Origin of the sequence: Leisingera aquaemixtae, assembly GCF_006740765.1 — a bacterium.
GTDB classification, from domain to species: Bacteria; Pseudomonadota; Alphaproteobacteria; order Rhodobacterales; family Rhodobacteraceae; genus Leisingera; species Leisingera aquaemixtae.
In genome coordinates this window covers 3,282,219-3,306,252 of record NZ_CP041159.1, presented here as the reverse complement: position 1 = coordinate 3,306,252, position 24,034 = coordinate 3,282,219, and the positions used below count along the sequence as shown (strand labels likewise).

General features: G+C 64.0%; 20 protein-coding genes. 13 read left to right on the top strand and 7 right to left on the bottom strand.

Annotation, left to right across the window (positions count from 1 at the left end):
- The 4 genes from R2C4_RS17900 (at position 1) to R2C4_RS17885 (ending at position 2,355) form a co-directional block, all read left to right on the top strand.
- On the top strand, positions 1-729 hold the full coding sequence (locus tag R2C4_RS17900; protein ID WP_141891640.1) for a ComF family protein: 729 nt from the start codon (positions 1-3) through the stop codon (positions 727-729).
- Between the two features lie 82 nt (positions 730-811).
- Positions 812-1,069, top strand: a complete 258-nt coding sequence (gene grxC / locus R2C4_RS17895) for a glutaredoxin 3 (protein WP_058287335.1) — start codon at positions 812-814, stop codon at positions 1,067-1,069.
- Positions 1,070-1,084: 15 nt separating this feature from the next.
- The gene (locus R2C4_RS17890) at positions 1,085-1,915 is read left to right on the top strand and encodes a carbon-nitrogen hydrolase family protein (protein WP_141891639.1); all 831 of its coding nucleotides are present in this window, start codon (positions 1,085-1,087) and stop codon (positions 1,913-1,915) included.
- Positions 1,915-2,355 carry a MarR family winged helix-turn-helix transcriptional regulator gene (locus R2C4_RS17885; protein ID WP_141891638.1) on the top strand — a complete coding sequence of 147 codons (441 nt, stop codon included), beginning with the start codon at positions 1,915-1,917 and terminating at the stop codon, positions 2,353-2,355. The genes R2C4_RS17890 and R2C4_RS17885 overlap by 1 nt, the downstream gene beginning before the upstream one ends.
- Before the next feature lie 314 nt (positions 2,356-2,669).
- Here the strand turns inward: R2C4_RS17885 and ubiG are convergent, their stop codons facing one another.
- A complete protein-coding gene (ubiG, locus tag R2C4_RS17880; protein ID WP_141891637.1) occupies positions 2,670-3,416 on the bottom strand; it encodes a bifunctional 2-polyprenyl-6-hydroxyphenol methylase/3-demethylubiquinol 3-O-methyltransferase UbiG in 747 nt (248 codons plus the stop codon).
- 50 nt (positions 3,417-3,466) lie between these two features.
- On the opposite strand from ubiG, the gene pip reads away from it, so the two are divergent.
- The 6 genes from pip (at position 3,467) to infB (ending at position 10,807) form a co-directional block, all read left to right on the top strand.
- Entirely contained in the window at positions 3,467-4,447 is a 981-nt protein-coding gene (gene pip / locus R2C4_RS17875) for a prolyl aminopeptidase (RefSeq protein ID WP_058287331.1), read from the top strand.
- Complete coding sequence (locus R2C4_RS17870; protein WP_141891636.1) at positions 4,444-5,289, top strand: ABC transporter substrate-binding protein; 846 nt, start codon at positions 4,444-4,446, stop codon at positions 5,287-5,289. The genes pip and R2C4_RS17870 overlap by 4 nt, the downstream gene beginning before the upstream one ends.
- A 181-nt stretch (positions 5,290-5,470) precedes the next feature.
- Positions 5,471-6,061 (top strand): ribosome maturation factor RimP, encoded by a 591-nt coding sequence (rimP, locus tag R2C4_RS17865; RefSeq protein WP_141891635.1) that lies wholly within the window; start codon positions 5,471-5,473, stop codon positions 6,059-6,061.
- Complete coding sequence (gene nusA, locus R2C4_RS17860; protein ID WP_141891634.1) at positions 6,061-7,677, top strand: transcription termination factor NusA; 1,617 nt, start codon at positions 6,061-6,063, stop codon at positions 7,675-7,677. The genes rimP and nusA overlap by 1 nt, the downstream gene beginning before the upstream one ends.
- A gap of 26 nt (positions 7,678-7,703) precedes the next feature.
- Positions 7,704-8,324: an RNA-binding protein gene (locus R2C4_RS17855; RefSeq protein WP_141891633.1), complete on the top strand. Its 621-nt coding sequence runs from the start codon at positions 7,704-7,706 to the stop codon at positions 8,322-8,324.
- An 8-nt stretch (positions 8,325-8,332) separates the two neighbouring features.
- Entirely contained in the window at positions 8,333-10,807 is a 2,475-nt protein-coding gene (gene infB / locus R2C4_RS17850) for a translation initiation factor IF-2 (RefSeq protein WP_141891632.1), read from the top strand.
- 668 nt (positions 10,808-11,475) lie between these two features.
- Here the strand turns inward: infB and mutT are convergent.
- From mutT to R2C4_RS17835, 3 genes are read right to left on the bottom strand one after another with little or no spacing between them, the layout of a single operon-like run.
- On the bottom strand, positions 11,476-11,874 hold the full coding sequence (gene mutT, locus R2C4_RS17845) for an 8-oxo-dGTP diphosphatase MutT (RefSeq protein ID WP_058287325.1): 399 nt from the start codon (positions 11,872-11,874) through the stop codon (positions 11,476-11,478).
- Entirely contained in the window at positions 11,871-13,097 is a 1,227-nt protein-coding gene (gene argJ / locus R2C4_RS17840; protein WP_141891631.1) for a bifunctional glutamate N-acetyltransferase/amino-acid acetyltransferase ArgJ, read from the bottom strand. The genes mutT and argJ overlap by 4 nt, the downstream gene beginning before the upstream one ends.
- A 2-nt stretch (positions 13,098-13,099) precedes the next feature.
- Entirely contained in the window at positions 13,100-13,951 is an 852-nt protein-coding gene (locus R2C4_RS17835; RefSeq protein WP_141891630.1) for a peptidylprolyl isomerase, read from the bottom strand.
- Positions 13,952-14,127: 176 nt separating this feature from the next.
- Between R2C4_RS17835 and secA the strand changes: the two genes are divergently transcribed.
- The 3 genes from secA to R2C4_RS17820 all read left to right on the top strand — a co-directional run bounded on the left by secA (position 14,128) and on the right by R2C4_RS17820 (position 19,660).
- A complete protein-coding gene (gene secA / locus R2C4_RS17830) occupies positions 14,128-16,827 on the top strand; it encodes a preprotein translocase subunit SecA (RefSeq protein ID WP_141891629.1) in 2,700 nt (899 codons plus the stop codon).
- Positions 16,828-17,176: 349 nt separating this feature from the next.
- Positions 17,177-18,082 (top strand): hypothetical protein, encoded by a 906-nt coding sequence (locus R2C4_RS17825; RefSeq protein WP_141891628.1) that lies wholly within the window; start codon positions 17,177-17,179, stop codon positions 18,080-18,082.
- 24 nt (positions 18,083-18,106) lie between these two features.
- The gene (locus R2C4_RS17820; protein ID WP_141891627.1) at positions 18,107-19,660 is read left to right on the top strand and encodes a phosphate ABC transporter substrate-binding/OmpA family protein; all 1,554 of its coding nucleotides are present in this window, start codon (positions 18,107-18,109) and stop codon (positions 19,658-19,660) included.
- 100 nt (positions 19,661-19,760) lie between these two features.
- Here the strand turns inward: R2C4_RS17820 and radC are convergent, their stop codons facing one another.
- The 3 genes from radC to dnaK form a co-directional block, all read right to left on the bottom strand.
- Positions 19,761-20,525, bottom strand: a complete 765-nt coding sequence (gene radC, locus R2C4_RS17815; protein WP_141891626.1) for a RadC family protein — start codon at positions 20,523-20,525, stop codon at positions 19,761-19,763.
- Positions 20,526-20,769: 244 nt separating this feature from the next.
- The gene (gene dnaJ / locus R2C4_RS17810; protein ID WP_141891625.1) at positions 20,770-21,915 is read right to left on the bottom strand and encodes a molecular chaperone DnaJ; all 1,146 of its coding nucleotides are present in this window, start codon (positions 21,913-21,915) and stop codon (positions 20,770-20,772) included.
- Between the two features lie 77 nt (positions 21,916-21,992).
- A complete protein-coding gene (dnaK, locus tag R2C4_RS17805) occupies positions 21,993-23,915 on the bottom strand; it encodes a molecular chaperone DnaK (RefSeq protein WP_058287317.1) in 1,923 nt (640 codons plus the stop codon).
- Positions 23,916-24,034 lie beyond the last annotated feature (119 nt).

Below are 24,034 nucleotides of genomic sequence, written 5' to 3'. Positions count from 1 at the left end.
ATGCTGCTGGCCGGGATTCAAACCGCTGTTTCGCTGATCTACCCTCCGCAATGCCTGGGCTGCGGCGGGCTGGTCGGCAGCGACTTCGGCCTGTGCGGGACATGCTGGTCCGGTATGAGCTTCATCAGCGGCACAGTATGCGAAGGCTGCGGCGTTCCGCTGCCGGGGGAGGCGGACGGCTTCCGTCTGGAGTGCGACAGCTGCCTCCGCCATCCGCGCCCCTGGAGCCAGGGGCGGTCGGCGCTGGTTTACGAGGGGCAGGGGCGCAAACTGGTGCTGGCCTTGAAACACGGCGACCGGACAGAAATCGCGCAGACCGCAGCCGTTTGGCTGGAACGCGCAGCGCAGCCGATGCTGCAGAATGATCCGCTGATCTGCCCGGTGCCGCTGCATTGGACCCGGCTGCTGAAGCGCAAGTACAATCAGTCGGCCGTGCTGGCAGACGCGCTGGCCAGACGTGCGGGATTGCAGCATTGCCCGGACCTGCTGCGCCGGATCCGGAAAACGCCCGCGCTGGAAGGAAAAACACGGGACCAGCGTTACCAGCTTCTAGGGTCCGCCATCGGCGCGCATCCGGGCCGGCTGAACAGGATCAGGGGCCGCAGTGTTCTGATTGTGGACGACGTGATGACCTCTGGCGCCACGCTGTGCGCCTGCACCGATGCCTGCCTGCGGGCGGGAGCAGCCGATGTGCGGGTGGCGGTGCTGGCCCGGGTCACGCAAACGTGAGCCCGGCGGCCTGCCTCTGGCAATTGTTGCAATGAATCCCCAATTCCTCCACAAGCTTCGAAACCAGATCATGGGGTCCTGAATGAAAACGGTAGAAATCTACACCTCGCCTCTGTGCGGTTACTGCCACGCGGCCAAGCGGCTGCTGAACCAGAAGGGTGTGGCATTTTCGGAAGTCAACGTGCTGGAAGAGCCGGAGCGTAAGGCGGAGATGATCCAGCGTGCCAACGGCGGCCGCACCGTGCCGCAGATCTTCATTGGCGGCACTCATGTCGGCGGCTGTGACGACCTCTATGCGCTGGAGCAGGCGGGCAAGCTCGACCCGCTGCTGGCGGCCTGATCCCGGAGAGACAGCATGCGCGCAGCTCTGCTTCAGATGACATCCACCGATATCCCGGCTGAAAACCTGGAAACGGTGAAGGCCATGATGGCGGAGGCTGTGCGCGGCGGGGCCGGGTTTGTATTGACACCGGAAGTTACCAATTGCCTCTCCGGCAGCCGGACGCATCAGAAAGACGTCCTTTGTCATGAAGAGAACGACCCGACTTTGGCGGCCCTGCGGGAAGAGGCGGCCAGGCACGGGGTCTGGCTGCTGTTGGGCTCGCTGGGGGTCAAAACCCGCGACAATGCCGGGCGCTTTGCCAACCGGCAGTTCCTGATCAGCCCGCAGGGTGAAATCGTCGCACGTTACGACAAGATCCACATGTTCGATGTGGAGGTCACGCCAGAGGAAACCTACCGCGAATCCGATGGCTACCGCCCGGGCACCAAGGCCGTCGTGGCGGAAACGCCCTTCGCCAGGATCGGCATGACGATCTGCTATGACGTGCGCTTCCCGCATCTGCACCGGGCGCTGGCCCAAGGCGGAGCTCAAATCCTCACCGTGCCAGCGGCGTACTCCTATGTGACGGGCGCGGCGCATTGGCATTCGCTGCTGCGCGCCCGGGCGATTGAGACCGGGTGTTTCGTGCTGGCGCCGGCGCAAACCGGCAAGCATCCTGCCTCCCGCGGGCCCAGCCGCAAGACCTACGGGCACTCTCTCGCCGTCGCTCCCTGGGGCGAGGTGCTGGCGGATGCGGGCCAGGAGCCCGGCGTCACTTACGTTGATCTCGACCTCGAAAAAGTGGCAGAAGCACGCAAGCGTGTGCCTTCCCTGACCCACGACCGGGAGTTCGACGGACCCTGATGGATGAAACCCATTCCCTGGCGGTATCGCTGTTCAGCGAGATACTCATGGCTGACCAGCTGGCCCGGTCACGCCTCAGCAAAGTGCTGCCTAAGGGTATGGAGCTGTCGCATTTTTCGGTGCTGAACCACCTGGCCCGCGCCGGGCTGGAACGCTCGCCCGCACAGCTGGCCAAGGCGTTTCACGTGACGCGCGGCGCCATGACCAACACGCTGAACAAGCTGGAAGTGGCGGGGTATATCCATGTCCGCCCGGATTGGGATGATGCGCGGCGCAAGATGGTGGCGATCAGCCCTGCGGGCAGACAGGCTCGCGACGCGGCGCTGGCCGGGATCATTCCGGTGATTTCCGAGGTGGTGGGGGAATTGGGCAGCGACCGGGTCCGGGCCGCCCTTCCGATCCTGCGCGAACTGCGCGGCAAGCTTGAGGAAAGCGGCTGATCCGGCCGGCCCCGGCAGCCGGTTGATTGCAACGGTCGCCCAAAAAAGAAGGACGCCCGCAAGCAGGCGCCCTTCCTCCCCATCAGTCCCCATCAATCCGTGAGTGGCGGTCCTGGCAACCTCAGGGCGGACCCGCCGGAAACAGCGGTAAGCAATCCTTCAATTAAAGGGCTTTGCCCCAGGCGAACCGGGTAACATTCCAAATCCGTTACCTGACGTTAACAATCAGGGCGGTGCAACTAAAGGGTGCATAAGGATTACCACCTATCCTTAAGGATAGGCGGCCGCGCCGGCAGGGCGATGGCCGCTGCGGCTCAGCCGGGCTTCACGCTGGCCGTCACATAGTTCACTGACAAATCCCGCTCGGAAATTGACCAGGTCCAGGTGATCGGATTGAACACGAACCCCTTGCGGTCCACCGGCTTCAGCCCGGACTTGCGCAGCAGTTCGAACAGCTCATCCGGCGTGATGAACTTGGACCATTCATGGGTGCCGCGCGGCAGCCAGCGCATGATCACTTCGGCGCCGATGATGGCCATGGCAAAGCTTTTCGGGTTGCGGTTGATGGTCGAGCAGATCTGCAGCCCGCCGGGTTTCAGCAGCAGCTGCGTCGCGGTCAGATAGCTGAGCGGATCGGCGACATGCTCCACCACCTCCATGTTGAGCACCACGTCGAATTGCTCGCCAGCCTCAGCCAGCGCTTCGGCGGTGGTGTGGCGGTAGTCGATCTCAAGCCCCGATTGCTCGGCGTGTATGCGCGAGACCGGCAGGTTGCCCTCGGCGGCATCGGCGCCCACGACCGTCGCGCCCAGCCGCGCCATCGGTTCGCTCAGCAGCCCGCCGCCGCAACCGATGTCCAGCAGCCGAAGCCCCTCAAACGGATTCCGTGACGTCAGGTCGCGGTTAAACTCGGCGGCAATCTGCTTGGTAATGTAATCGAGCCGGCACGGGTTCAGCATGTGCAGCGGCTTGAATTTGCCATTCGGATCCCACCACTCCGCCGCCATCGCCTCGAATTTAGCGATTTCCGCTGGGTCGACCGTGGACTGAGGCGCTTGCATTCCTGTCTCCGTGTGCTCTTTTGTAGTCTGACGTCTCACTAAGGTCAGTAATGGATAGATACCCGGACCAAAAGCGCGCAGTGCATTATCTTTACCCGCCGGTCGAACCCTTTGACCAGCGCATGATCGACGCAGGCCAGGGCCACCGTATATATGCAGAGCAGAGCGGGAATCCAAACGGCATACCCGTGATTGTGTGCCACGGCGGACCCGGCGGCGGCAGCAGCCCGGCGATGCGGCGCTATTTTGATCCAGATGTTTACCGGATCATCCTGTTCGACCAGCGCGGCTGCGGCCGCTCGCGCCCCTACGCCTCCTGCGAGAACAACACCACCTGGCATCTGGTCGCCGATATGGAGCTGATTCGCCGCCAGACCGGCATCGAATCCTGGATCCTGTTCGGCGGCAGCTGGGGGGCGACGCTGGCGCTGATCTATGCCCAGACCCACCCGGACCGCGTGCAGCAGATGATCCTGCGCGGTGTCTTCCTGATGACCAAGGCAGAGCTGGACTGGTTCTATGGCGGCGGCGCCGGCAAGTTCTGGCCCGAAACCTGGGCCAAATTCGTATCGCTGATCCCCGATGGGGAGCGCAGCGACATGATCAGCGCCTATCACAAGCGGCTGTTTTCCGGAAATCTGGACGAGGAAGTGCGCTTTGGCCGTGCCTGGTCGGCGTGGGAAAATGCGCTGGCCACTGTGCATTCCAACGGCCAAAGTGGTGAAAGCCCGGGCGATTACGCCCGCGCCTTTGCCCGCCTGGAGAACCATTATTTCCGAAATGGCGGCTTTCTCGACTATGACGGCCAGATCCTTGCCAATATGGGACGGATTTCCCATATCCCCGGCGTGATCGTGCAGGGCCGCTATGACATGATCTGCCCGCCGTCGTCCGCTTGGCGCCTGAATGAGCTGTGGCCAAATGCGGAGTTGAAGATGGTGCGCAACGCAGGCCATGCTTTGTCGGAGCCGGGAATCAGCGCAGAGCTGGTCCGGGCGATGGACCGGATAGCAGGAGAGCTTGTGCCATGACGCGCATCGACCGCCGCGCGCTGTTCACCTCGGGTGCTGCCGCAGCCCTGCTGGCCGCTGCCGGCGGGTCGGTTCATGCGTCACCCAAGCCGGGCGGTGTGCTGCGTCTGGCGGTTCCGCGGGATGGCGGGATGCTGGAACAGGCCGCCCGCGGCGCAATCTATGACACGCTGACCGAAATCGCTCCGGACGGGCTGCTGCGCGGCGAGCTGGCCACCGGCTGGCAGTCCACGCAGGACGCCCGGACTTGGACCTTCAGCCTGCGGGACGGTGTGGCCTTTCACGATGGCAGCCCGCTGACCGCGGATGATGCCGCCGCCTCGCTCCTGGTGCGGGGAATCACCGGGGCAGAGGTGCAGGCGATCACCGCGCTGGGCAGCCATCAGCTGCTGGTGGAGCTTGAGCAACCGAACCCGCATCTGCCCTATCTGCTGGCCGGCGCCGGCCAGGTGATCGCCCCCGGAGGCGCTTTGCCGGTGCCGCTGTCCGATGCGGTCGGGACTGGCTGCTACAAGGTGGCGCGCGCCCAGGAAGGCCGCCATTTCCGCGCCTCCAAGGTGGCAGATCATTACAAGGCCGACACCGCAGGCTGGGCAGAGACGGTAGAGATCATCGTGATCCCCGACGCCGCTGTCCGGGCCGAAGCCCTGCGTGACGGGTATGTCGATGTGGCAGCCCTGCCGGAGCCGCGGGGCCTGCTGCGCCGGGGCGAGTTTCTGTACCACCCGTCGTCCAGCGATATGGCGCTGGCTGCCCGCCACACGGTCGGCATCCCGCGCAAGGTCGGCCAGCGTGCGCCGCTTGATGACGGCCGCATTGCCGAACGCTGGTGGATCGCCTGACACCGCCCTGCAGCCGTCACGGAAGACAAGCCTTGCAGTTTTCTCCAATCCCCCCTATATGGCTTTGACAACAGCGGCGCGTTGAACCTCTGGCTCAAGGCTCCACCGGGAATTTCGACGGGCCGCGCGCCCGTTTTTTTGTGTTTGCAGGTTTGCGCCTGCCGCTCCAAGTGGAGGTCTGATGACCAACGACCTGATTGCCAAAGCTGCCATCGACCGGCGCCTGGCCGAGATCGTCACCCCGGTGATCGAGGATCTGGGATATGAGCTGGTGCGAATCCGGCTGATGTCTGGTAAGGCGACCACGCTGCAGATCATGGCCGACAAGCCCAACGGCGGCATCGAGGTGGATGATTGCGCCGAGATTTCGAACGCCGTCAGCGCAGCGCTGGACGTCGAAGACCCGATCATTGATGCCTATGCGCTGGAGGTGTCGAGCCCGGGCATTGACCGTCCGCTGACGCGGATGAAAGACTTCGAGATGTTCGAGGGCTACGAGGCCAAGCTTGAAACCGCCGAGACGGTCGGCGGCCGCCGCCGCTTCAAGGGGGAGCTCGCGGGCACCGAGGACGATGAAGTCCTGATCAACATCGAGGATCAGGGCCAGACCGTGACCGTTGGTCTGAAGTTCGACTGGCTGAGCGATGCCAAGCTGGTTCTGACCGACGAACTGATCAAAGAAATGCTGCGTCAGCGCAAAGAGGCCGGGACGCTCAACGAAGACGCATTCGACGAAATCGAGACCGAAGAGTCCGAAGAGGAGAAAAAGTAATGGCTATCACCTCTGCAAACCAGCTGGAGCTGTTGCAAACCGCCGAGGCCGTGGCGCGCGAAAAGATGATCGACCCGGGTCTGGTGATCGAGGCGATGGAAGAGAGCCTCGCCCGTGCGGCCAAGAGCCGCTATGGCGCCGAGATGGATATCCGGGTGTCGATCGACCGCAAGACCGGCCGCGCCACCTTTACCCGCGTGCGCACCGTCGTGGCGGATGACGAGCTGGAAAATTACCAGGCTGAAATGACCGTTGATCAGGCGCGCCAGTACATGGCGAACCCCGAAGTGGGCCAGACCTACGTCGAGGAAGTGCCGCCGGTTGAGATGGGCCGGATCGCCGCCCAGTCGGCCAAGCAGGTGATCCTGCAGAAGGTGCGCGAAGCTGAACGCGACCGCCAGTACGAAGAATTCAAGGACCGCGCCGGCACCATCATCAACGGCCTGGTCAAGCGCGAGGAATACGGCAACGTCATCGTCGATGTGGGTGCGGGCGAAGCCATCCTGCGCCGCAACGAGAAGATCGGCCGCGAAAGCTACCGCCCGAACGACCGTGTGCGCTGCTACATCAAGGACGTGCGCCGCGAGCCGCGCGGTCCGCAGATCTTCCTGTCGCGCACCGCGCCGGAGTTCATGGCCGAGCTGTTCAAGATGGAAGTGCCGGAAATCTATGACGGCATCATCGAGATCAAGGCAGTCGCCCGCGACCCCGGCTCGCGCGCCAAGATTGCTGTTGTCTCCTATGACGGCTCAATCGACCCGGTCGGCGCCTGTGTGGGTATGCGCGGCTCCCGCGTGCAGGCCGTCGTGAACGAGCTGCAGGGCGAGAAGATCGACATCATCCCGTGGAACGAGGACCAGCCGACCTTCCTGGTGAACGCGCTGCAGCCGGCCGAAGTGACCAAGGTGGTGCTCGACGAGGAAGCCGGCAAGATCGAGGTTGTGGTGCCGGAAGAGCAGCTGTCGCTCGCCATCGGCCGCCGCGGCCAGAACGTGCGCCTGGCGTCGCAGCTCACCGGTCTCGATATCGACATCATGACCGAGGAAGAAGAGTCGGCCCGCCGCCAGAAGGAATTCGAGGCGCGCACGAAATTGTTCATGGAGACCCTTGATCTGGACGAGTTCTTTGCCCAGCTTCTGGTGTCTGAGGGCTTCACCAACCTGGAAGAGGTTGCCTATGTCGAGCTCGATGAACTGCTGGTCATTGACGGTGTTGACGAAGGCACCGCCGAGGAACTGCAGGCCCGTGCCCGCGACTATCTGGAAGCCCAGGCCAAGGCGGCCCTGGATGCGGCCCGCGAGCTGGGCGCCGAGGAAAGCCTGATCCAGTTCGAGGGTCTGACCCCGCAGATGGTCGAGGCGCTGGCCAAGGACGACGTGAAGTCGCTTGAAGATTTCGCCACCTGCGCGGACTGGGAACTGGCCGGAGGCTGGACCTCCAACGGCGGCGAGCGGATCAAGGATGACGGCATCCTGGAGCCTTTCGGCGTATCGCTGGAAGACGCACAGGACATGGTCATGACCGCCCGCATCATGCTGGGCTGGGTGGATCCGGCTGAGCTGGAAGCGGAAGCGGCGGAAGACGACGACGCTGGCGAAGAGGAAAGCGAAGCCTGATCCCGGGCTTTGCAAAGGAGACCTGAATGACACGCGGCGGCGTTCAAAAAGACCGGTCCGAAGGCAGCGAGCGTAAATGCATCGCAACCGGCGAGACCCAGCCCAAACAGGGGCTCATCCGTTTTGTGATGGGGCCCGAGGGCCAGGTTGTGCCCGATGTGATGGAGAAGCTGCCGGGCCGGGGCGTCTATGTGACGTCCAGCCACTCGGCGCTGGAAACCGCCGTCAAAAAGAAGCTGTTCGCCCGCGGCTTCAAATCGCAGGTCCAGGTCTCCAGCGGGCTTGCCGGCGAGGTGGAGACCCAAGTGGCCCGCCGCCTCGTCGGGCTGATCAGCCTGGCGCGCAAGTCGGGCGACGCGGTGGCCGGTTTCGAGAAGGTCAAGGACTGGCTGGCCAAGGAAGAGGCCCGGGTACTGATCCAGGCCTCTGACGGGTCGGGCCGCGGAAAGTCGAAGCTGAGCACGCCCTACAAGGGCAAATTTATCGGCTGCCTTACGGCGGACGAGCTGGGAATGGCATTTGGGCGCCAAACTGTGATACATGCCGCCCTCGCCTCTGGCGGACTCAGCAAACGTGTTGTAGATGAGGCGCAACGACTGCAAGGTTTGCGCGAAACGGTGGGCGGCAGCGGCCGCACGGAAGGATAAGTAGCTTTATGAGCGATAGTGACGGCAAAAAGACACTGGGTCTGCGTGGGGGTTCCCGTCCGGGGAACGTGAAACAGAGTTTCAGCCATGGACGGACCAAGAATGTCGTAGTGGAAACCAAGCGCAAGCGCGTGGTGGTTCCCAAGCCGGGTGCGGCCAAAAGCGGCAGCGGTGCTGCACCGGCAGCGTCCGGATCCCGCCGGCCTGCCGGCATCAGCGATGCAGAGATGGAGCGCCGCCTGAAGGCGCTGCAGGCCGCCAAGGCCCGCGAGGTTGAAGAAGCCGCGCAGCGCGAAGCCGAGGAAAAGGCCCGCGCCGAAGAGCGTGAGCGCCGCCGCGCCGAAGCGGAAGCCAAGGAGCGCGAGCAGCGCGAAGCCGAAGAACGCGCCCGCCAGAAAGCCGAAGAGGAAGAGCGCAAGCGCGCCGAGGAAGCAGAAGCAGCCAAACGGGCCGCCGCTGCACCCGCGCCTGCGGAAAAAGCGGAGCGTCCGGCACCGAACAAGCCGGCTCCGGCGGCAACTCCGCGCAAGTCCGAGCGTGAGCGCGAGCAGCGCCCGACCCGCGGCAAGGGCCGTGACGACAACCGCCGCTCCGGCAAGCTGACGCTTGGCCAGGCCACCGGCGGCGAGGGCAACCGCCAGCGCTCGATGGCGGCGATGAAGCGCAAGCAGGAGCGTGCGCGCCAGAAAGCCATGGGCGGCTCGGTTGAGCGGGAAAAGGTTGTGCGCGACGTGCAGCTGCCGGAAACCATCGTGGTGTCCGAGCTGGCCAACCGCATGGCTGAACGCGTTGCCGACGTGGTGAAATCGCTCATGCAGATGGGCATGATGGTCACCCAGAACCAGTCGATCGACGCCGACACCGCCGAACTCATCATTGAGGAATTCGGCCACAAGGTGACCCGCGTTTCCGACGCCGACGTCGAGGACGTGATCAAAGAGGTTGAGGACAAGGACGAGGACCTGAAGCCGCGTCCGCCGGTCATCACCATCATGGGCCACGTCGACCACGGCAAGACCTCTCTGCTGGACGCGATCCGCGACGCCCGCGTTGTGGCAGGCGAAGCCGGCGGCATCACCCAGCACATCGGCGCCTATCAGGTGACCACCGAAAGCGGCACTGTGCTCAGCTTCCTGGATACACCGGGCCACGCGGCCTTCACCTCGATGCGCTCGCGCGGTGCGCAGGTGACCGATATCGTGGTTTTGGTTGTCGCCGCGGACGATGCGGTGATGCCGCAGACCGTCGAGGCGATCAACCACGCCAAAGCGGCGGGTGTTCCAATGATTGTGGCGATCAACAAGATCGACAAGCCGGCCGCAAACCCGATGAAGGTCCGCACCGATCTTCTGCAGCACGAGGTGGTCGTGGAAGCCATGTCCGGCGAAGTGCAGGATGTGGAAGTCTCCGCCGTCACCGGCCAGGGCCTGGACGAGCTGCTGGAAGCCATTGCGCTGCAAGCGGAAATCCTGGAGCTGAAGGCCAACCCGAACCGCGCCGCGCAAGGCGCCGTGATCGAGGCGCAGCTGGATGTGGGCCGCGGCCCCGTGGCGACCGTTCTGATCCAGAACGGTACCCTGCGCCAGGGCGACATCTTTGTTGTGGGTGAGCAGTACGGCAAGGTCCGCGCGCTGATCAACGACAAGGGCGAGCGCGTGCAGGAAGCTGGCCCCTCGGTTCCGGTCGAGGTGCTGGGTCTCAACGGCACCCCGGAAGCGGGCGACGTTCTGAACGTCACCGAAACCGAAGCGCAGGCCCGCGAGATCGCTGAGTACCGCGCCCAGGCCGCCAAGGACAAGCGCGCCGCTGCCGGTGCTGCGACCACGCTGGAACAGCTGATGGCCAAGGCCAAGGAAGACGAAAACGTCTCTGAGCTGCCGATCCTGGTCAAGGCTGACGTGCAGGGCTCTGCCGAGGCTATCGTACAGGCGATGGAAAAGATCGGCAACGAAGAGGTGCGTGTCCGCGTGCTGCATTCGGGCGTCGGTGCGATCACCGAAACCGATGTCGGCCTCGCCGAAGCTTCGGGTGCGCCGATCATGGGCTTCAACGTCCGTGCGAACGCCTCGGCCCGCAACACCGCGAACCAGAAGGGTGTGGAGATCCGCTACTATTCGGTGATCTATGACCTTGTGGACGACGTGAAGGCGGCGGCCTCCGGCCTGCTGTCGGCAGAGATCCGCGAGAACTTCATCGGCTACGCGCAGATCAAGGAAGTCTTCAAGGTCACCGGTGTTGGCAAGGTTGCCGGCTGTCTGGTCACCGAAGGCATTGCCCGCCGCTCGGCAGGCGTGCGCCTGCTGCGCGATAACGTGGTGATCCACGAAGGCACGCTGAAGACCCTGAAGCGCTTCAAGGACGAAGTCGCCGAAGTTCAGTCCGGTCAGGAATGCGGTATGGCGTTCGAAAACTACGACGATATCCGTCCGAACGACGTGATCGAGATTTTCGAGCGCGAGGAAGTGACCCGCACCCTCGACTAATCGGTCCGCGATCGGAAAAATTCAAAGGCCCCGGCAACCCTGCTGGGGCCTTTTTCTGTGCGCCGGACGGGCCTGTCCGGCGCGGGAAATTCGTGCAGCAGCTGACGAAGCGTCTGGGGGGGCAAAGGCCGGCCCTTGGCGGTCCGGCGGAGCATCAAACCAGGCCCTTCGCTGCTGCACTGTCACAGTGCCCGGGCCGGCCGGTAAATCATAGCTGGCGAAAGGACGGTTTCCCGTTCCAAAAGGAGAGGTGTCCTGCCTGAAAGCTAATTCCAGCACCCGGTCTCGCTGCTGCTTATGCATTTGGCAAAGGGCAGCTGCTGGCAGCTGCCCTTTCAGTGTGCCTGATGTGCGTGAGTGGCGGCTCAGGCGGCTGGCGTCACTGGCTGGCCTTGATAGGTTATTGAACCAACCCGCACCGCGATTCTCCCGTCGGGGAGTGCCCGTATGAAACTGCCTTGAACCAGGGAAAACTTACCGATTGCGATTGTTCTAAGCATGGTCCGGTCCTGCCTAATTACAATTCAGGGTAGTGGCTTGCTCCGTATACTAATGCTCAATTAGATTGATTAACAAAGCGTTACCCGTGCGGCCGGCAGCAGTTAAACGCCCGGTAAACCGGAAGAAAACCGGTCCGGACGGGCGTCTGGCCCAGGGGTTCGGAGGTCTCAGAGCCAATCGCGCAGGATCGGGATCAGGGGGATATCGGCCGGCGGCATCGGATAGTCGCGCAGGTCCTGCGGACGCACCCATTTCAGGGTCTGGCCTTCCTTTGCTTGCGGGATGCCTTCCCACTTGCGGCAGGCAAACAGCGGCATCAGCAGGTGGAAATCCTCGTAGGAATGGCTGGCAAAGGTCAGCGGCGCAAGGCAGGAGGCCCAGGTGCCGATCCCCAGTTCCTCGTGCAGCTCGCGGATCAGCGCGGCCTCCGGTGTCTCCCCCGGTTCGATCTTGCCGCCGGGAAATTCCCACAGGCCGGCCATGGATTTCCCCTCGGGCCGCTGCGCCAGCAGCACGCGCCCATCGGCATCGATGAGCGCGACAGCGGAAACCAGAACAGTTTTCATGACCGGTAATCCGCGTTGATAGAGATGTACTGATGCGTCAGGTCGCAGGTCCAGACAGTCGCCTGGCCGCTGCCAAGGCCCAGATCCACCTTGATGGTGATCTCCTGCTTCTTCATCTCTGCCGCACCCAGCTCTTCCTTGTAGCCGGGCGAGACCCAGCCCTTTTCCGCCACCAGAACATCGCCAAAGGAAATCGACAGCTGGTCGCGGTCCGCTTCGGCGCCGGATTTGCCGATCGCCATCACCACGCGGCCCCAGTTCGGATCCTCGCCCGCGATGGCGGTTTTCACCAGCGGCGAGTTGGCAATTGCCAGCCCATGCACCTTGGCATCGGCGTCGGAGGCTGCTCCGGTCACCTGGATTTCGACGAACTTGGTTGCGCCTTCCCCGTCGCGCACCACCTGGTGGGACAGATCCAGCATGACCCGCTCCAGCCCCGCCGCAAACTCTGCGTTGCCGGTGGCATCCACGCCCGAGGCGCCGGTGGCACACAGCATCAGGCTGTCGGAGGTCGAGGTGTCGCTGTCCACGGTGATGCAATTGAAGGTCCGGTCGCAGATCTCCGCCAGCTGCGCCTGCAGCGCCGCCTGCTCGACCTTCGCATCGGTGAAGATGTAGACCAGCATCGTCGCCATGTCCGGTGCAATCATGCCCGAGCCTTTGGCAATGCCGGCGATCTTGACGGTCTTCCCTTCGATCCCGACCGTTGCGCTGGCACCTTTGGCGAAGGTGTCGGTGGTCATGATCGCCCTGGCGGCACCTTCCAGCGCGGTCTCGTCCAGTGCATCGTTCAGTTCGCCGATCTTCGCGACGATGCGGTCATGCGGCAGCGGTTCGCCGATCACGCCGGTCGAGGCGGTAAAGACACGCTCCGCCGGGACGCCTGCCGCAGCGGCAACCGCAGAGGTGATCTCTGCCACCGAGGTCTGCCCGTGACGGCCGGTAAAGGCGTTGGAGTTGCCAGAGTTTACCAGGATTGCCGCGCCGGCATCCGCAGCTCCGCCCAATTTGGCCTGGCAGTCCAGTACCGGGGCAGAACGGGTCTTGGAGCGCGTGAACACGCCGGCAACAGAGGTGCCCGGATCCATCACCGCCAGCATCACATCGGTGCGGCCTTGGTATTTCACACCGGCAGACGCAGAGGCAAAACGTACTCCCTTGATGACCGGCAGGTCGGGAAAGCTGGCGGGGGCCAGCGGCGAGACGGGCAGGGATTTCGCCATGATCAGTTCCTTACCAGGCTGAGGTCTTGCAGAATGGCCGGATCCAGATCCTCGATCTCGGGCCGCTCGATTTCGGACGCGGCGGTCAGCTCGTTCACACGCGCCTCGACCGCTTTCTGCTGCAGTTCATCGGCAAGCTGCGCCCGGACTTCATCGAATTCCGGGGCTTCGGTCTTGCGGCGCTCATTCAGCAGGATCACGTGCCAGCCGAATTGGGTCTGCACCGGGCCGGAGACCTCGCCCGAGCGCAGCTTGATCACCGCTTCTTCGAATTCCGGCACCATGCGGCCGGTGGTGAACCAGCCCAGATCGCCGCCGCTGGGGCCGGAGGGGCCGGTGGAGCGTTCCTTGGCGAGGGTGGCAAAATCGGCGCCGTCATCCAGCTCCTTGATTACGTCCAGCGCGTCCTCCTCGGTTTCGACCAGAATGTGGGCGGCGTGGAATTCATCGCCGCCGTCGCCGGAGGAGTATTTCTCCTCATAGGCCGCACGCAGCGCTTCTTCGCCGCTGGCGTTGTCCATCACCATCTCGATCACATTTGCCGCCAGCATGGCGCGCTCTTCGTTTTCGACCGACAGCTCCACATAGCGGGGCACCTCGCCATGCAGCTGCTGTTTCAGCGCGGTCTGCTGCACCAGCTGGTCAAGGATCGCGTTGAACAACACGTCATCCGGAAGCTGCTTGTACTGCTCCGGCAGGTTTTCGCGCGCCATGATCATATGGCCGATGGTGATATCTTCGCCATTGACCGTGGCAACCACCGTGTTGGCATGGGGTGCGGCAACTGCCGCAAGCGGAAGCGCTGCGCAGGCCGCCACTGCCATACCGCACAGAAAAGTGAGACCTTTACGCATAGAAATCTTCCTATTCCTTGGCCGCCGGGGGGCGTGCCGTTGACACTCTAAACCCTGCCGCTTACATCGCTCTGAGGCCATTGGCAGGACCGTCTTTCCACCTTGTTTATGGGTTGCGGACACGGCGGGCAAGCCTGCCCGATGCAAAGGCCGGAGATAGGATCGCTGGAGAAAACATGCTGGGTTTCGGAACACTCGCCAAAAAGGTTTTCGGCACGCCGAACGACCGTAGGATCAAGGCGACGCGGCCGCTGATCGCACAGATCAACGCGCTGGAGGACGAGTTCGCGAAGCTCAGCGACGACGGGCTGATCGGTAAGACCGAAGAACTGCGCAAGCGCGCCCTGGACGGCGAAAGCCTGGACGCGCTGCTGCCGGAGGCTTTTGCCAACGTGCGCGAAGCGGCCAAGCGGGCCCTGGGCCTGCGCGCCTTTGACACCCAGCTGATGGGCGGCGTGTTCCTGCATCAGGGCAACATTTCCGAGATGAAGACCGGCGAGGGCAAAACCCTCGTGGCGACTTTCCCGGCCTATCTGAACGCGCTGACCGGCAAGGGCGTCCACGTGGTCACGGTGAACGAATACCTGGCCAAGCGCGACAGCGAATGGATGGGCAAGGTGTTTGCCCAGCTCGGCATGACCACCGGCGTGATCTGGTCCGGTCAGGCCGACGCCGAAAAGATGGCCGCCTATGGCTGCGACGTCACCTATGCCACGAACAACGAACTGGGCTTCGATTACCTGCGCGACAACATGAAACCGTCGCTGGACCAGGTGTTCCAGAAGCAGCACAACTTTGCCATCGTCGACGAGGTGGACTCGATCCTGATCGACGAGGCCCGCACCCCGCTGATCATTTCCGGCCCCGCCGAGGACCGCTCCGAGCTGTACGCGACCATCGACAAGATGATCCCGCTGCTGTCGGAGGAGCATTATGAGGTCGACGAGAAAACCCGCGGTGTGACCTTCACCGAGGACGGCAACGAGTATCTGGAGCAGACGCTGCGCCAGCATGGGCTCTTGGAAGAAGAGGCCTCGCTCTACGATCCCGAAAGCACAACCGTCGTCCACCACGTGAACCAGGCGCTGCGCGCGCACAAGCTGTTTCAGCGCGACAAGGACTATATCGTCCGCGACGGCCAGGTGGTGCTGATCGACGAATTCACTGGCCGCATGATGCCGGGCCGCCGCCTGTCCGAAGGGCTGCACCAGGCCATCGAAGCCAAGGAAGATGTGCAGATCCAGCCGGAAAACACCACCCTGGCCTCTGTCACCTTCCAGAACTACTTCCGCCTCTACGACAAGCTGTCGGGCATGACCGGCACCGCGATGACCGAGGCGGAGGAATTCGCCGAAATCTACAGCCTCGGCGTGGTCGAAGTGCCGACCAACCGCCCGATCGCGCGGGTGGATGAGGACGATCAGGTCTACCGCACCGCCCGCGAGAAATACGAGGCGATGATCAAGGAAGCCAAGAAGGCAAATGAGAAGGGCCAGCCGGTCCTCCTGGGCACCACCTCGATCGAGAAATCAGAGCTGCTGAGCCAGCTGCTGGAGAAGGAAGGCATCCCGCACAACGTGCTGAACGCCCGCCACCATGAGCAGGAAGCGCAGATCGTCGCCGATGCTGGCCGCTTTGGCGCGGTGACCATCGCCACCAACATGGCCGGCCGCGGTACCGACATTCAGCTGGGCGGCAACGTCGAATTGAAGGTGCTGGAGGCGCTGGAGGCAAACCCCGATGCGGATCCGGCCCAGCTGCGTGCGGCTGAGGAAGCCAAGCACGCCGAGGAAAAGCAGAAAGTGCTGGATGCCGGCGGGCTGTTTGTTATGGCGTCCGAACGCCACGAAAGCCGCCGCATCGACAACCAGCTGCGCGGCCGTTCGGGCCGTCAGGGCGACCCGGGCCGCACCCGCTTCTACCTCAGCCTCGAAGACGACCTGATGCGAATCTTCGGCTCCGAACGGCTGGACAAGCTGCTGTCGTCGCTGGGCATGAAGGAAGGCGAAGCGATCATTCACCCCTGGGTGAACAAGTCGCTGGAACGCGCCCAGGCCAAGGTCGAGGGCCGCAACTTCGACATGCGCAAGAACGTGCTGAAGTTCGACGACGTGATGAACGACCAGCGCAAGGTGATCTTCAGCCAGCGCCGCGAGATCATGGCGGCCGAGGACCTGTCCGAGATCGTCGACGACATGCGCCACGAGGTGATCGACGACCTTCTCGACACCCATATGCCGCCCAAGACCTATGCGGACCAGTGGGACACCGCGGGCCTGCAGGAGCAGGTGCGTGAGATGCTGGGCATCGAGGTGCCGGTGGCGGCATGGGCCGCCGAAGAAGGCGTCGATGACGAGCAGATCCGCGAGCGCCTGGTGGAGGCCTCCGACAAGCTGATGGCGGAAAAGGCCGCGGCCTTTGGTCCGGAGAACATGCGCAACATTGAAAAGCAGGTGCTGCTGCAGACCATCGACAAGAAATGGCGCGAACACCTGCTGACGCTGGAGCATCTGCGCTCGGTTGTCGGGTTCCGCGGCTACGCGCAGCGCGATCCGCTCAACGAGTACAAGAACGAGAGCTTCCAGCTGTTTGAAAGCATGCTCGACAGTCTGCGCGAGGAAGTGTCCCAGCAGCTGAGCCGGGTGCGCCCGATGACCGAGGAAGAGCAGCAGCAGATGCTGATGGAAATGGCGGCCCGGCAGGCTGCGATGCAGAAGTTGGCGGCCGCGCCTGCCCCTGCTGAAGCCGCCGCAGAAGAACCCGTACCGGGCTTTGCCGAGGATGATCCCTCCACGTGGGGCAACCCCTCGCGCAACGACAAATGCCCCTGCGGCTCCGGCAAGAAGTTTAAGCACTGCCACGGCAGCCTCGCCTGACCGCAGGCCCCGAACACTCAGGGTCCGGCCAAAACACCGGAACCTGCCTCCCGGCCGCGGAGGGTGAGTACTCCCGCCCGTCTCCGGTCTTTGTCCAAAGACCGCTCCCGTTGGGCGTAGCGCTGCGCGATGCGCAGCGCTACGCCCAAGGCTGCCAGGGAGTTTCTGGCGAAGCCAGGGCCCCCGCAGGCGCGGGAGTTCCCCGCCTGAGTTTTCGCGTTGTTGTTTCCACCTCTGCAACAATGATGGCAAAGCTGCCGCATTTGCCGGAATCTCTCCCGGTTGAGGCCACAAACCGGCCGGCATTTTCAGCCAAGCTTGCGTTGACAGACAGGTTCAGGAGGATCCCATGCTGAGCAAACAGGTGGTGCTGACAAGTGCGATGACACTGGCGTGCGCCTTGGGCATCGGGTTCTTTATGCAGGCATCCAGCCCCCGCTGGGCGGGGGAGGCGGCTGCTGCAGCAGACCCGCAGCTGCCGCCCGAACCCGGGCCGGCTGAACTCAAGATTGAGAATATCACCCTGACCTCCCGCCGGGCTGAACCGGCCCTTTCTGACGTGCAGCCGCAATCCGCGCCTCTGGCGCAGCCCGGCGCCTGCAATGTGACAGCAGCGGCTGAAGCTGGCCCCATGGCCATGGTGTCCCTCACCGTTTCCGCGCCGTGCCACGGCGGCGAGCGCTTGACCGTGCATCACAGCGGCATGACCTTCACCGCCGCACTGGACCGGTCCGGGCACTTCGCAGCGCAGGTTCCGGCCCTGACGCGGACCGCGGTTTATATTGCGGAGACCGCTAGCGGAGGCGGTGCGGTTGCCGTTGCCGAAGCTGCGGACGCGGAGACCGTGGAGCGCGTGGTTCTGCAGTGGAGCGGCAGCAGCGGCCTTGAAATTCACGCCCGGGAGTTCGGCGCGGGGTATGGCAGCACCGGCCATGTCTGGCACGGGGCGGCGTCCGGCCTGTCTGCCGGGCAGGTGATCCGGCTTGGTGATGCCAGCCTTCTGGCGCCGCGTATCGCCGAAATCTACAGCGTCCCGTCCCGCCAGACAGGCCGCTCCGGAACGGTCTCCGTGACCGCCGAAGCGGAGGTGACGGGCCAGAACTGCGGCCGCGATATTTCGGCCCAGGCGCTGCAGCTGAGCGGCGGACGGCTCAGCAGCCGGGATCTGGTGATTGCAATGCCGGATTGCGATGCTCAGGGCAGTTTTCTGGTGTTGAATAATCTGGTGGAAGACCTGAAAATCGCCTCCAACTGATTTGCGGTAACTTCAGGTATCCATATGACCTTCTTGCGTGCGGCCGTCTGCGCCGCACTTTTTCTGGCGGCTTTCGCGCGCGCGCTTGCGGCCGAGGATGTCACCCTATCTTCGCCGGATGGCGCGGTTGAGATCACCGGCACGCTGCTGGGCTTCGACGGCGAGTTTTACCGGGTGCAGACCCAGTTCGGCGAACTCACCGTGGACGGCTCCGGCGTGTCCTGCGAGGGGCCGGGCTGTCCCAGCCTGTCCGGGTTTGTGGCGGAGATAACCCTGGCGGGGTCATCCACCATGTCCGAAGTGCTGCTGCCGGCGCTGATCGAGGGGTTTGCGCTGCGCAACGGCTACCAGACCCGGCGGGAACCGCTGCCGCAGGGCAACTTCAGCCATGTCCTGCTGCGCGGCCAGCAGCCTGCTGCCCGGTTCACCTTCACGGCCAGCAATACCGATGCCGGGTTTGCGGCGCTGATCGCGGATGAGGCCGATGTGGCGATGGCGCTGCGCGAGATCCGCCCGCTGGAGCAAAAGGCGGCCCGCGCCGCGCAGCTGGGGGATCTGACCGCACCCGGCCGCAGCCGCGTGCTGGCGCTGGACGCCTTCGTGCCGGTGGTGGCGCCCGGCAATCCGGTGCGGGAGATTTCCTTGCCGCAACTGGCGCAGGTTCTGTCCGGCCGGATTGCCAACTGGAAGGAGCTTGGCGGCCCCGACGCGCCGATTTCCCTGCATATGCCAGTGTCCGGCTCCGGGCTGGCGCAAGCGGTGGAGGATAAGCTGATGGCGCCTTTTGGCGCCGGGTTCGCGCCGCAGATCCGGCGTCACGACCGCAGCAGCACACTGGTGCGCCAGGTTCTGGTCGACCCGTTTTCCATCGGAATCGCCAGCTATGCGGAGAAGGGCGCGGCGCGGATGCTGACGCTGACGGGGCCGTGCGGGTTTTCCCTGCAGGCCAGCCGCTGGGCGGTGAAGACCGAGGATTATCCCCTGACGGTGCCGATGTTCCTGTACCTTCCGGCCCGCCGCCTGCCCAAGGTGGCGCGGGATTTCCTGACCTATGTTCGCGGGCCGGCGGCGCAGGCGGTGATCCGCCGGGCGGGGTTCGTGGATCAGGCGCCGGAGCTGATCCCGGTCAGCCGCCAGGGCAGCCGCTTTGCCAATGCGATCCTGGCCGCAGAGGGTGAGGCCGGGCTGGAAGAGCTGCAGCGGCTGGTCACGGTGCTGGGCGGGATGCGGCGGCTGACAGCCTCCTTCCGGTTCGAGCCCGGCTCAGCCCGCCCGGATGCGCAGTCCCGCAGCAATATCGAGCAGCTGGCCCGGGCGCTGGAAGCCGGGGAATTTGATGCCAAGGAGATTGTTTTTGCGGGGTTTTCCGACGGTGTCGGGCCTGCGGAGGGCAACCGGCAGATCGCGCTGAAACGCGCGGGCGCAGTGCGTGACGCAGTGGTGAAGGCCGCCGAGACTGCCGATATCAGCCGGGTTCGGATCCGGACCGAGGGCTTTGGCGAGGCGCTGCCGATGGCCTGTGATGACAGCGCCTGGGGCCGCCAGATCAACCGCCGGGTCGAGGTCTGGGTGCGCTAGGAGCGGCACGCCGGGCGCGCTCCCGCGCGTTTGGCAAGGCATCAGGGATGCCCTGCAACGCCTAGGGCCGGGCACCGCGCTGGCGCGCGGTGCGGCCGCGCTAGAGAAGCCCCTGGGCGCGGAAGCTGAGCTCGGTGGATTTGCCGATGATCAGGTGGTCGTGCAGGGTGATGCCAAGTGCGGTGAGGGCGGCCTGGATCTGGTCCGTCATGCCGATGTCACTGTCCGATGGCGTGGGGTCGCCGGACGGATGATTGTGCACTAAAATCAAGGCGCTGGCGTTCAACTCAAGGGCGCGTTTGGCGACCTCCCGCGGGTAGACGGGAACGTGATCGACGGTGCCGCGGGCCTGTTCCTCGTCCGCGATCAGCACGTTCTTGCGGTCCAGGAACAGGATACGGAACTGCTCTGTCTCGCGGTGGGCCATGGTGGTGTGGCAATAGTCCAGCAGCGCGTCCCAGCTGGAGATCACCTGCCGCTGCATCACCCGGGCGCGGGCCATCCGGTGGGCTGCAGCCTCCAGCACTTTGAAATCGATGATGACGGCATCGCCGATGCCTTTGACACGCGCCAGACGTTCCGGCGAGGCAGTCACCACGCGGTTGAAATCCCCAAAGGTTTCAAGCAGTTGCCGCGCCAGGGGTTTGACGTCCCGGCGCGGGATGGAGCGGAACAGGAGCAGCTCCAGCAGCTCGTAATCCGGCATTGCCGCGGCGCCGCCCTGCATGAAGCGCTCGCGCAGGCGGGCGCGGTGATCTTTGATGTAGGAGGGCAGGCGGCCCGGAGACAGGGGGGCCGCAGGGGTGTCGTCGCCGCCGGGAAACAGCGGCAGGGAGACGTCCTCGAATGCGGGATCCTGTGCCATACTGCCATAGTGCCGCCATCATGGTTGAGGAAGTGTTAACTCCCGCCGCAAGGTACGCCGCGATGCGGCGGCAGAGCGGGGGTGACAGGCGTGCACCCCCTGTACACCCCCTGTGCACCGCCGCGGTGCGGCGTGCCTGGATTCTGCCGCGGCCGGCTGGCAATAGGTTCGGGCGGAGCGCTAAAGAAAAAGCGCCCCGGCAGGGGCGCTTTCATCTGCGGCTCAGCTGGGCAAAACCCCGGCCTCAGCCTTTCATTCCGTCCCAGAAGCTTTTCACCGAAGAGAAGAAGCTGCGGGATTCGGGGTTGGTGTTTTCCGCGGAGATGTCCTCGAACTCGCGCAGAAGCTCCTTCTGGCGCGTGGTGAGGTTCATCGGGGTTTCCACCGCCAGTTCGATGAACATGTCGCCGGTGGCGCCGCCACGGAGCGCCGGCATGCCCTTGCCGCGCAGGCGCATCTGACGGCCCGACTGGCTGCCCTCGGGGATCTGCACCCGGCCGCGGCCGCCGTCGATGGTCGGCACCTCGATGGAGCCGCCAAGTGCTGCCTTGGCCATGCTGACCGGCACCCGGCAGTAGAGGTTGTTGCCGTCACGCTCGAACAGCTTATGCGCCGAGACCTCGACAAAGATGTAGAGGTCGCCCGGAGGGCCGCCGCGCAGGCCGGCTTCGCCTTCGCCTGCCAGGCGGATGCGGGTGCCGGTTTCGACGCCTGCCGGAATGTTCACCGACAGCGAGCGGTCCTTTTCCACCCGGCCGTGGCCATGGCAGGATTTGCACGGGTTCTTGATGATCTGGCCCAGGCCCGAACAGGTCGGGCAGGTGCGTTCGACGGTGAAGAAGCCCTGCTGCGCGCGGACCTTGCCCATGCCGGAGCAGGTCGGGCAGTTGGTCGGCTCGACCCCGCCTTCGGCGCCGGTGCCCTCGCAAGAGGAGCAGGCCACTGACGTCGGCACCTTGATGGTCTTGTGCAGGCCGGAAAAGGCCTCTTCGAGCGAGACCCGCAGGTTATACCGCAAGTCGGCACCGCGGGCGGCCCGCTGCCGTCCGCCGCCGCCGCGCTGGCCGCCCATGAAGTCGCCGAACAGATCGTCGAACACATCCGAGAAGGCGGAGGAGAAATCGCCGCCGCCAAAGCCCTGGCCGTGGCCGCCGCCCATGCCGTTTTCAAAGGCGGCATGGCCAAAGCGGTCGTAGGCCGCCTTTTTGTCAGCGTCCTTCAGAACGTCGTAGGCCTCATTGGCCTCTTTGAACTGCGCCTCGGCGTCCGGATTGTCCTTGTTCCGGTCGGGATGCAGTTCCTTGGCCTTCTTGCGAAAGCCTTTTTTGATTTCGTCAGCGGTGGCGCCTTTGGCCACCCCGAGAACGTCGTAATAGTCGCGTTTTGACATCGGTTACCCCATCTGCCTCAACGAAAATGGGCCGGTCCGGGGTACGGACCGGCCCGCTTTGGCCTGAGTGTCAGGCGTTAGCGCTTGTCGTCGTCCAGGTCTTCAAATTCGGCGTCAACAATGTCGTCATCGGCCGGGCCTGCGGACGCATTATCCGCGGCTGCGGGCTCTTCCTCGGCTTCTTCGGCCTGCGCCTTGTAGATCGCCTCGCCCAGCTTCATCGCGGCCTCGGTGACGTTCTGGATGCCGGACTTGATCTTCTCGGCGGACGATTTCTCGTTCTCCAGATCGTCCTTCAGCGCAGCCACGGCCAGTTCGATCACTTCGACGGTGGACGGGTCTACCTTGTCGCCGTGCTCTTCCACCGATTTCTCGGTCGAGTGGATCAGCGATTCGGCTTGGTTCTTGGCTTCCACCAGCTCGCGGCGTTCCTTGTCCGCCTCGGCGTTGGCTTCGGCGTCCTTGACCATCTTTTCGATGTCGTCGTCGGACAGGCCGCCCGATGCCTGGATGGTGATCTGCTGTTCCTTGCCGGTCGCCTTGTCCTTGGCGCCGACCGACACGATGCCGTTGGCGTCGATGTCGAAGGTCACTTCGATCTGCGGCATGCCGCGCGGTGCCGGCGGGATGTCTTCCAGGTTGAACTGGCCGAGCATCTTGTTGTCGGCAGCCATTTCACGCTCGCCCTGGAACACGCGGATGGTCACGGCGTTTTGGTTGTCTTCCGCGGTCGAGAACACCTGGCTCTTCTTGGTCGGGATGGTGGTGTTGCGGTCGATCAGGCGGGTGAAGACGCCGCCCAGGGTTTCGATGCCCAGCGACAGCGGGGTCACGTCGAGCAGCACCACGTCCTTGACGTCGCCCTGCAGAACGCCGGCCTGGATCGCGGCGCCCATGGCAACCACTTCATCCGGGTTCACACCCTTGTGCGGCTCCTTGCCGAAGAACTTGGTCACTTCCTCGATGACACGCGGCATCCGGGTCATGCCGCCGACCAGAACCACCTCGTCAATGTCGGAGGCGGAGAGGCCTGCGTCCTTGAGAGCCGCCTTGCAGGGGTCCATCGAACGCTTGATCAGGTCGGAAACCAGGCTTTCCAGCTTGGCGCGGGTCAGCTTCATCACCATGTGCAGCGGCTGGCCCGAGGACGGGTCCATCGAGATGAATGGCTGGTTGATCTCGGTCTGCGAGGTGGAGGACAGTTCGATCTTGGCTTTTTCAGCAGCCTCTTTCAGGCGCTGCAGAGCCATCTTGTCCTTGGACAGATCGACGCCGTTTTCCTTTTTGAACTCATCCGCCAGATAGTTGACGATGCGCATGTCGAAGTCTTCGCCGCCCAGGAAGGTGTCGCCATTGGTCGACTTCACTTCGAACAGGCCGTCGTCGATTTCCAGAATGGTCACGTCGAAGGTGCCGCCGCCGAGGTCATAAACGGCGATGGTCTGGGTGTTCTCTTTGTCCAGGCCATAGGCCAGCGCAGCCGCGGTCGGCTCGTTGATGATGCGCAGCACTTCGAGGCCCGCGATCTTGCCGGCGTCTTTGGTGGCCTGACGCTGGGCGTCGTTGAAGTAGGCAGGCACGGTGATCACCGCCTGGGTGACTTCCTCGCCCAGGTAGGATTCCGCGGTTTCCTTCATCTTGCCCAGGGTGAAAGCGGAGATTTGCGACGGGGAGTATTTCTCACCCTTTGCTTCGACCCATGCGTCGCCGTTGCCGCCGTTCACGATGGAGAACGGCACCATTTTCTTGTCTTTTGCGACAGCGGGGTCGTCAAACCGGCGGCCGATCAGGCGCTTGACGCCGAAAACGGTGTTGTCGGGGTTGGTCACCGCCTGGCGCTTGGCGGGCTGGCCGACCAGACGCTCTTCATCGGTGAAGGCGACAATCGACGGGGTGGTGCGCGCGCCCTCGGCGTTTTCGATCACGCGGGGCTGGGAGCCATCCATGATGGCCACGCAGGAGTTGGTGGTACCCAGGTCAATGCCGATAACTTTGCTCATGTTCGATCCCTTACATTTACTCAAGGCGATTACCCGAGGCCTGAACCCGTTGCGGCATCCCGGCCCCGATCTGAAGTTGCGGTTTGGTCTGCACCTTGCCGCGTCCCGGCGTATATAGG

Bases quoted from the DNA above. Each gene is read 5' to 3' on its own strand.
- R2C4_RS17900 (WP_141891640.1), top strand. From the start codon at position 1: ATGCTGCTGGCCGGGATTCAAACCGCTGTTTCGCTGATCTACCCTCCG.
- grxC (WP_058287335.1), top strand. From the start codon at position 812: ATGAAAACGGTAGAAATCTACACCTCGCCTCTGTGCGGTTACTGCCAC.
- R2C4_RS17890 (WP_141891639.1), top strand. From the start codon at position 1,085: ATGCGCGCAGCTCTGCTTCAGATGACATCCACCGATATCCCGGCTGAA.
- R2C4_RS17885 (WP_141891638.1), top strand. From the start codon at position 1,915: ATGGATGAAACCCATTCCCTGGCGGTATCGCTGTTCAGCGAGATACTC.
- ubiG (WP_141891637.1), bottom strand. From the start codon at position 3,416: ATGCAAGCGCCTCAGTCCACGGTCGACCCAGCGGAAATCGCTAAATTC.
- pip (WP_058287331.1), top strand. From the start codon at position 3,467: ATGGATAGATACCCGGACCAAAAGCGCGCAGTGCATTATCTTTACCCG.
- R2C4_RS17870 (WP_141891636.1), top strand. From the start codon at position 4,444: ATGACGCGCATCGACCGCCGCGCGCTGTTCACCTCGGGTGCTGCCGCA.
- rimP (WP_141891635.1), top strand. From the start codon at position 5,471: ATGACCAACGACCTGATTGCCAAAGCTGCCATCGACCGGCGCCTGGCC.
- nusA (WP_141891634.1), top strand. From the start codon at position 6,061: ATGGCTATCACCTCTGCAAACCAGCTGGAGCTGTTGCAAACCGCCGAG.
- R2C4_RS17855 (WP_141891633.1), top strand. From the start codon at position 7,704: ATGACACGCGGCGGCGTTCAAAAAGACCGGTCCGAAGGCAGCGAGCGT.
- infB (WP_141891632.1), top strand. From the start codon at position 8,333: ATGAGCGATAGTGACGGCAAAAAGACACTGGGTCTGCGTGGGGGTTCC.
- mutT (WP_058287325.1), bottom strand. From the start codon at position 11,874: ATGAAAACTGTTCTGGTTTCCGCTGTCGCGCTCATCGATGCCGATGGG.
- argJ (WP_141891631.1), bottom strand. From the start codon at position 13,097: ATGGCGAAATCCCTGCCCGTCTCGCCGCTGGCCCCCGCCAGCTTTCCC.
- R2C4_RS17835 (WP_141891630.1), bottom strand. From the start codon at position 13,951: ATGCGTAAAGGTCTCACTTTTCTGTGCGGTATGGCAGTGGCGGCCTGC.
- secA (WP_141891629.1), top strand. From the start codon at position 14,128: ATGCTGGGTTTCGGAACACTCGCCAAAAAGGTTTTCGGCACGCCGAAC.
- R2C4_RS17825 (WP_141891628.1), top strand. From the start codon at position 17,177: ATGCTGAGCAAACAGGTGGTGCTGACAAGTGCGATGACACTGGCGTGC.
- R2C4_RS17820 (WP_141891627.1), top strand. From the start codon at position 18,107: ATGACCTTCTTGCGTGCGGCCGTCTGCGCCGCACTTTTTCTGGCGGCT.
- radC (WP_141891626.1), bottom strand. From the start codon at position 20,525: ATGGCACAGGATCCCGCATTCGAGGACGTCTCCCTGCCGCTGTTTCCC.
- dnaJ (WP_141891625.1), bottom strand. From the start codon at position 21,915: ATGTCAAAACGCGACTATTACGACGTTCTCGGGGTGGCCAAAGGCGCC.
- dnaK (WP_058287317.1), bottom strand. From the start codon at position 23,915: ATGAGCAAAGTTATCGGCATTGACCTGGGTACCACCAACTCCTGCGTG.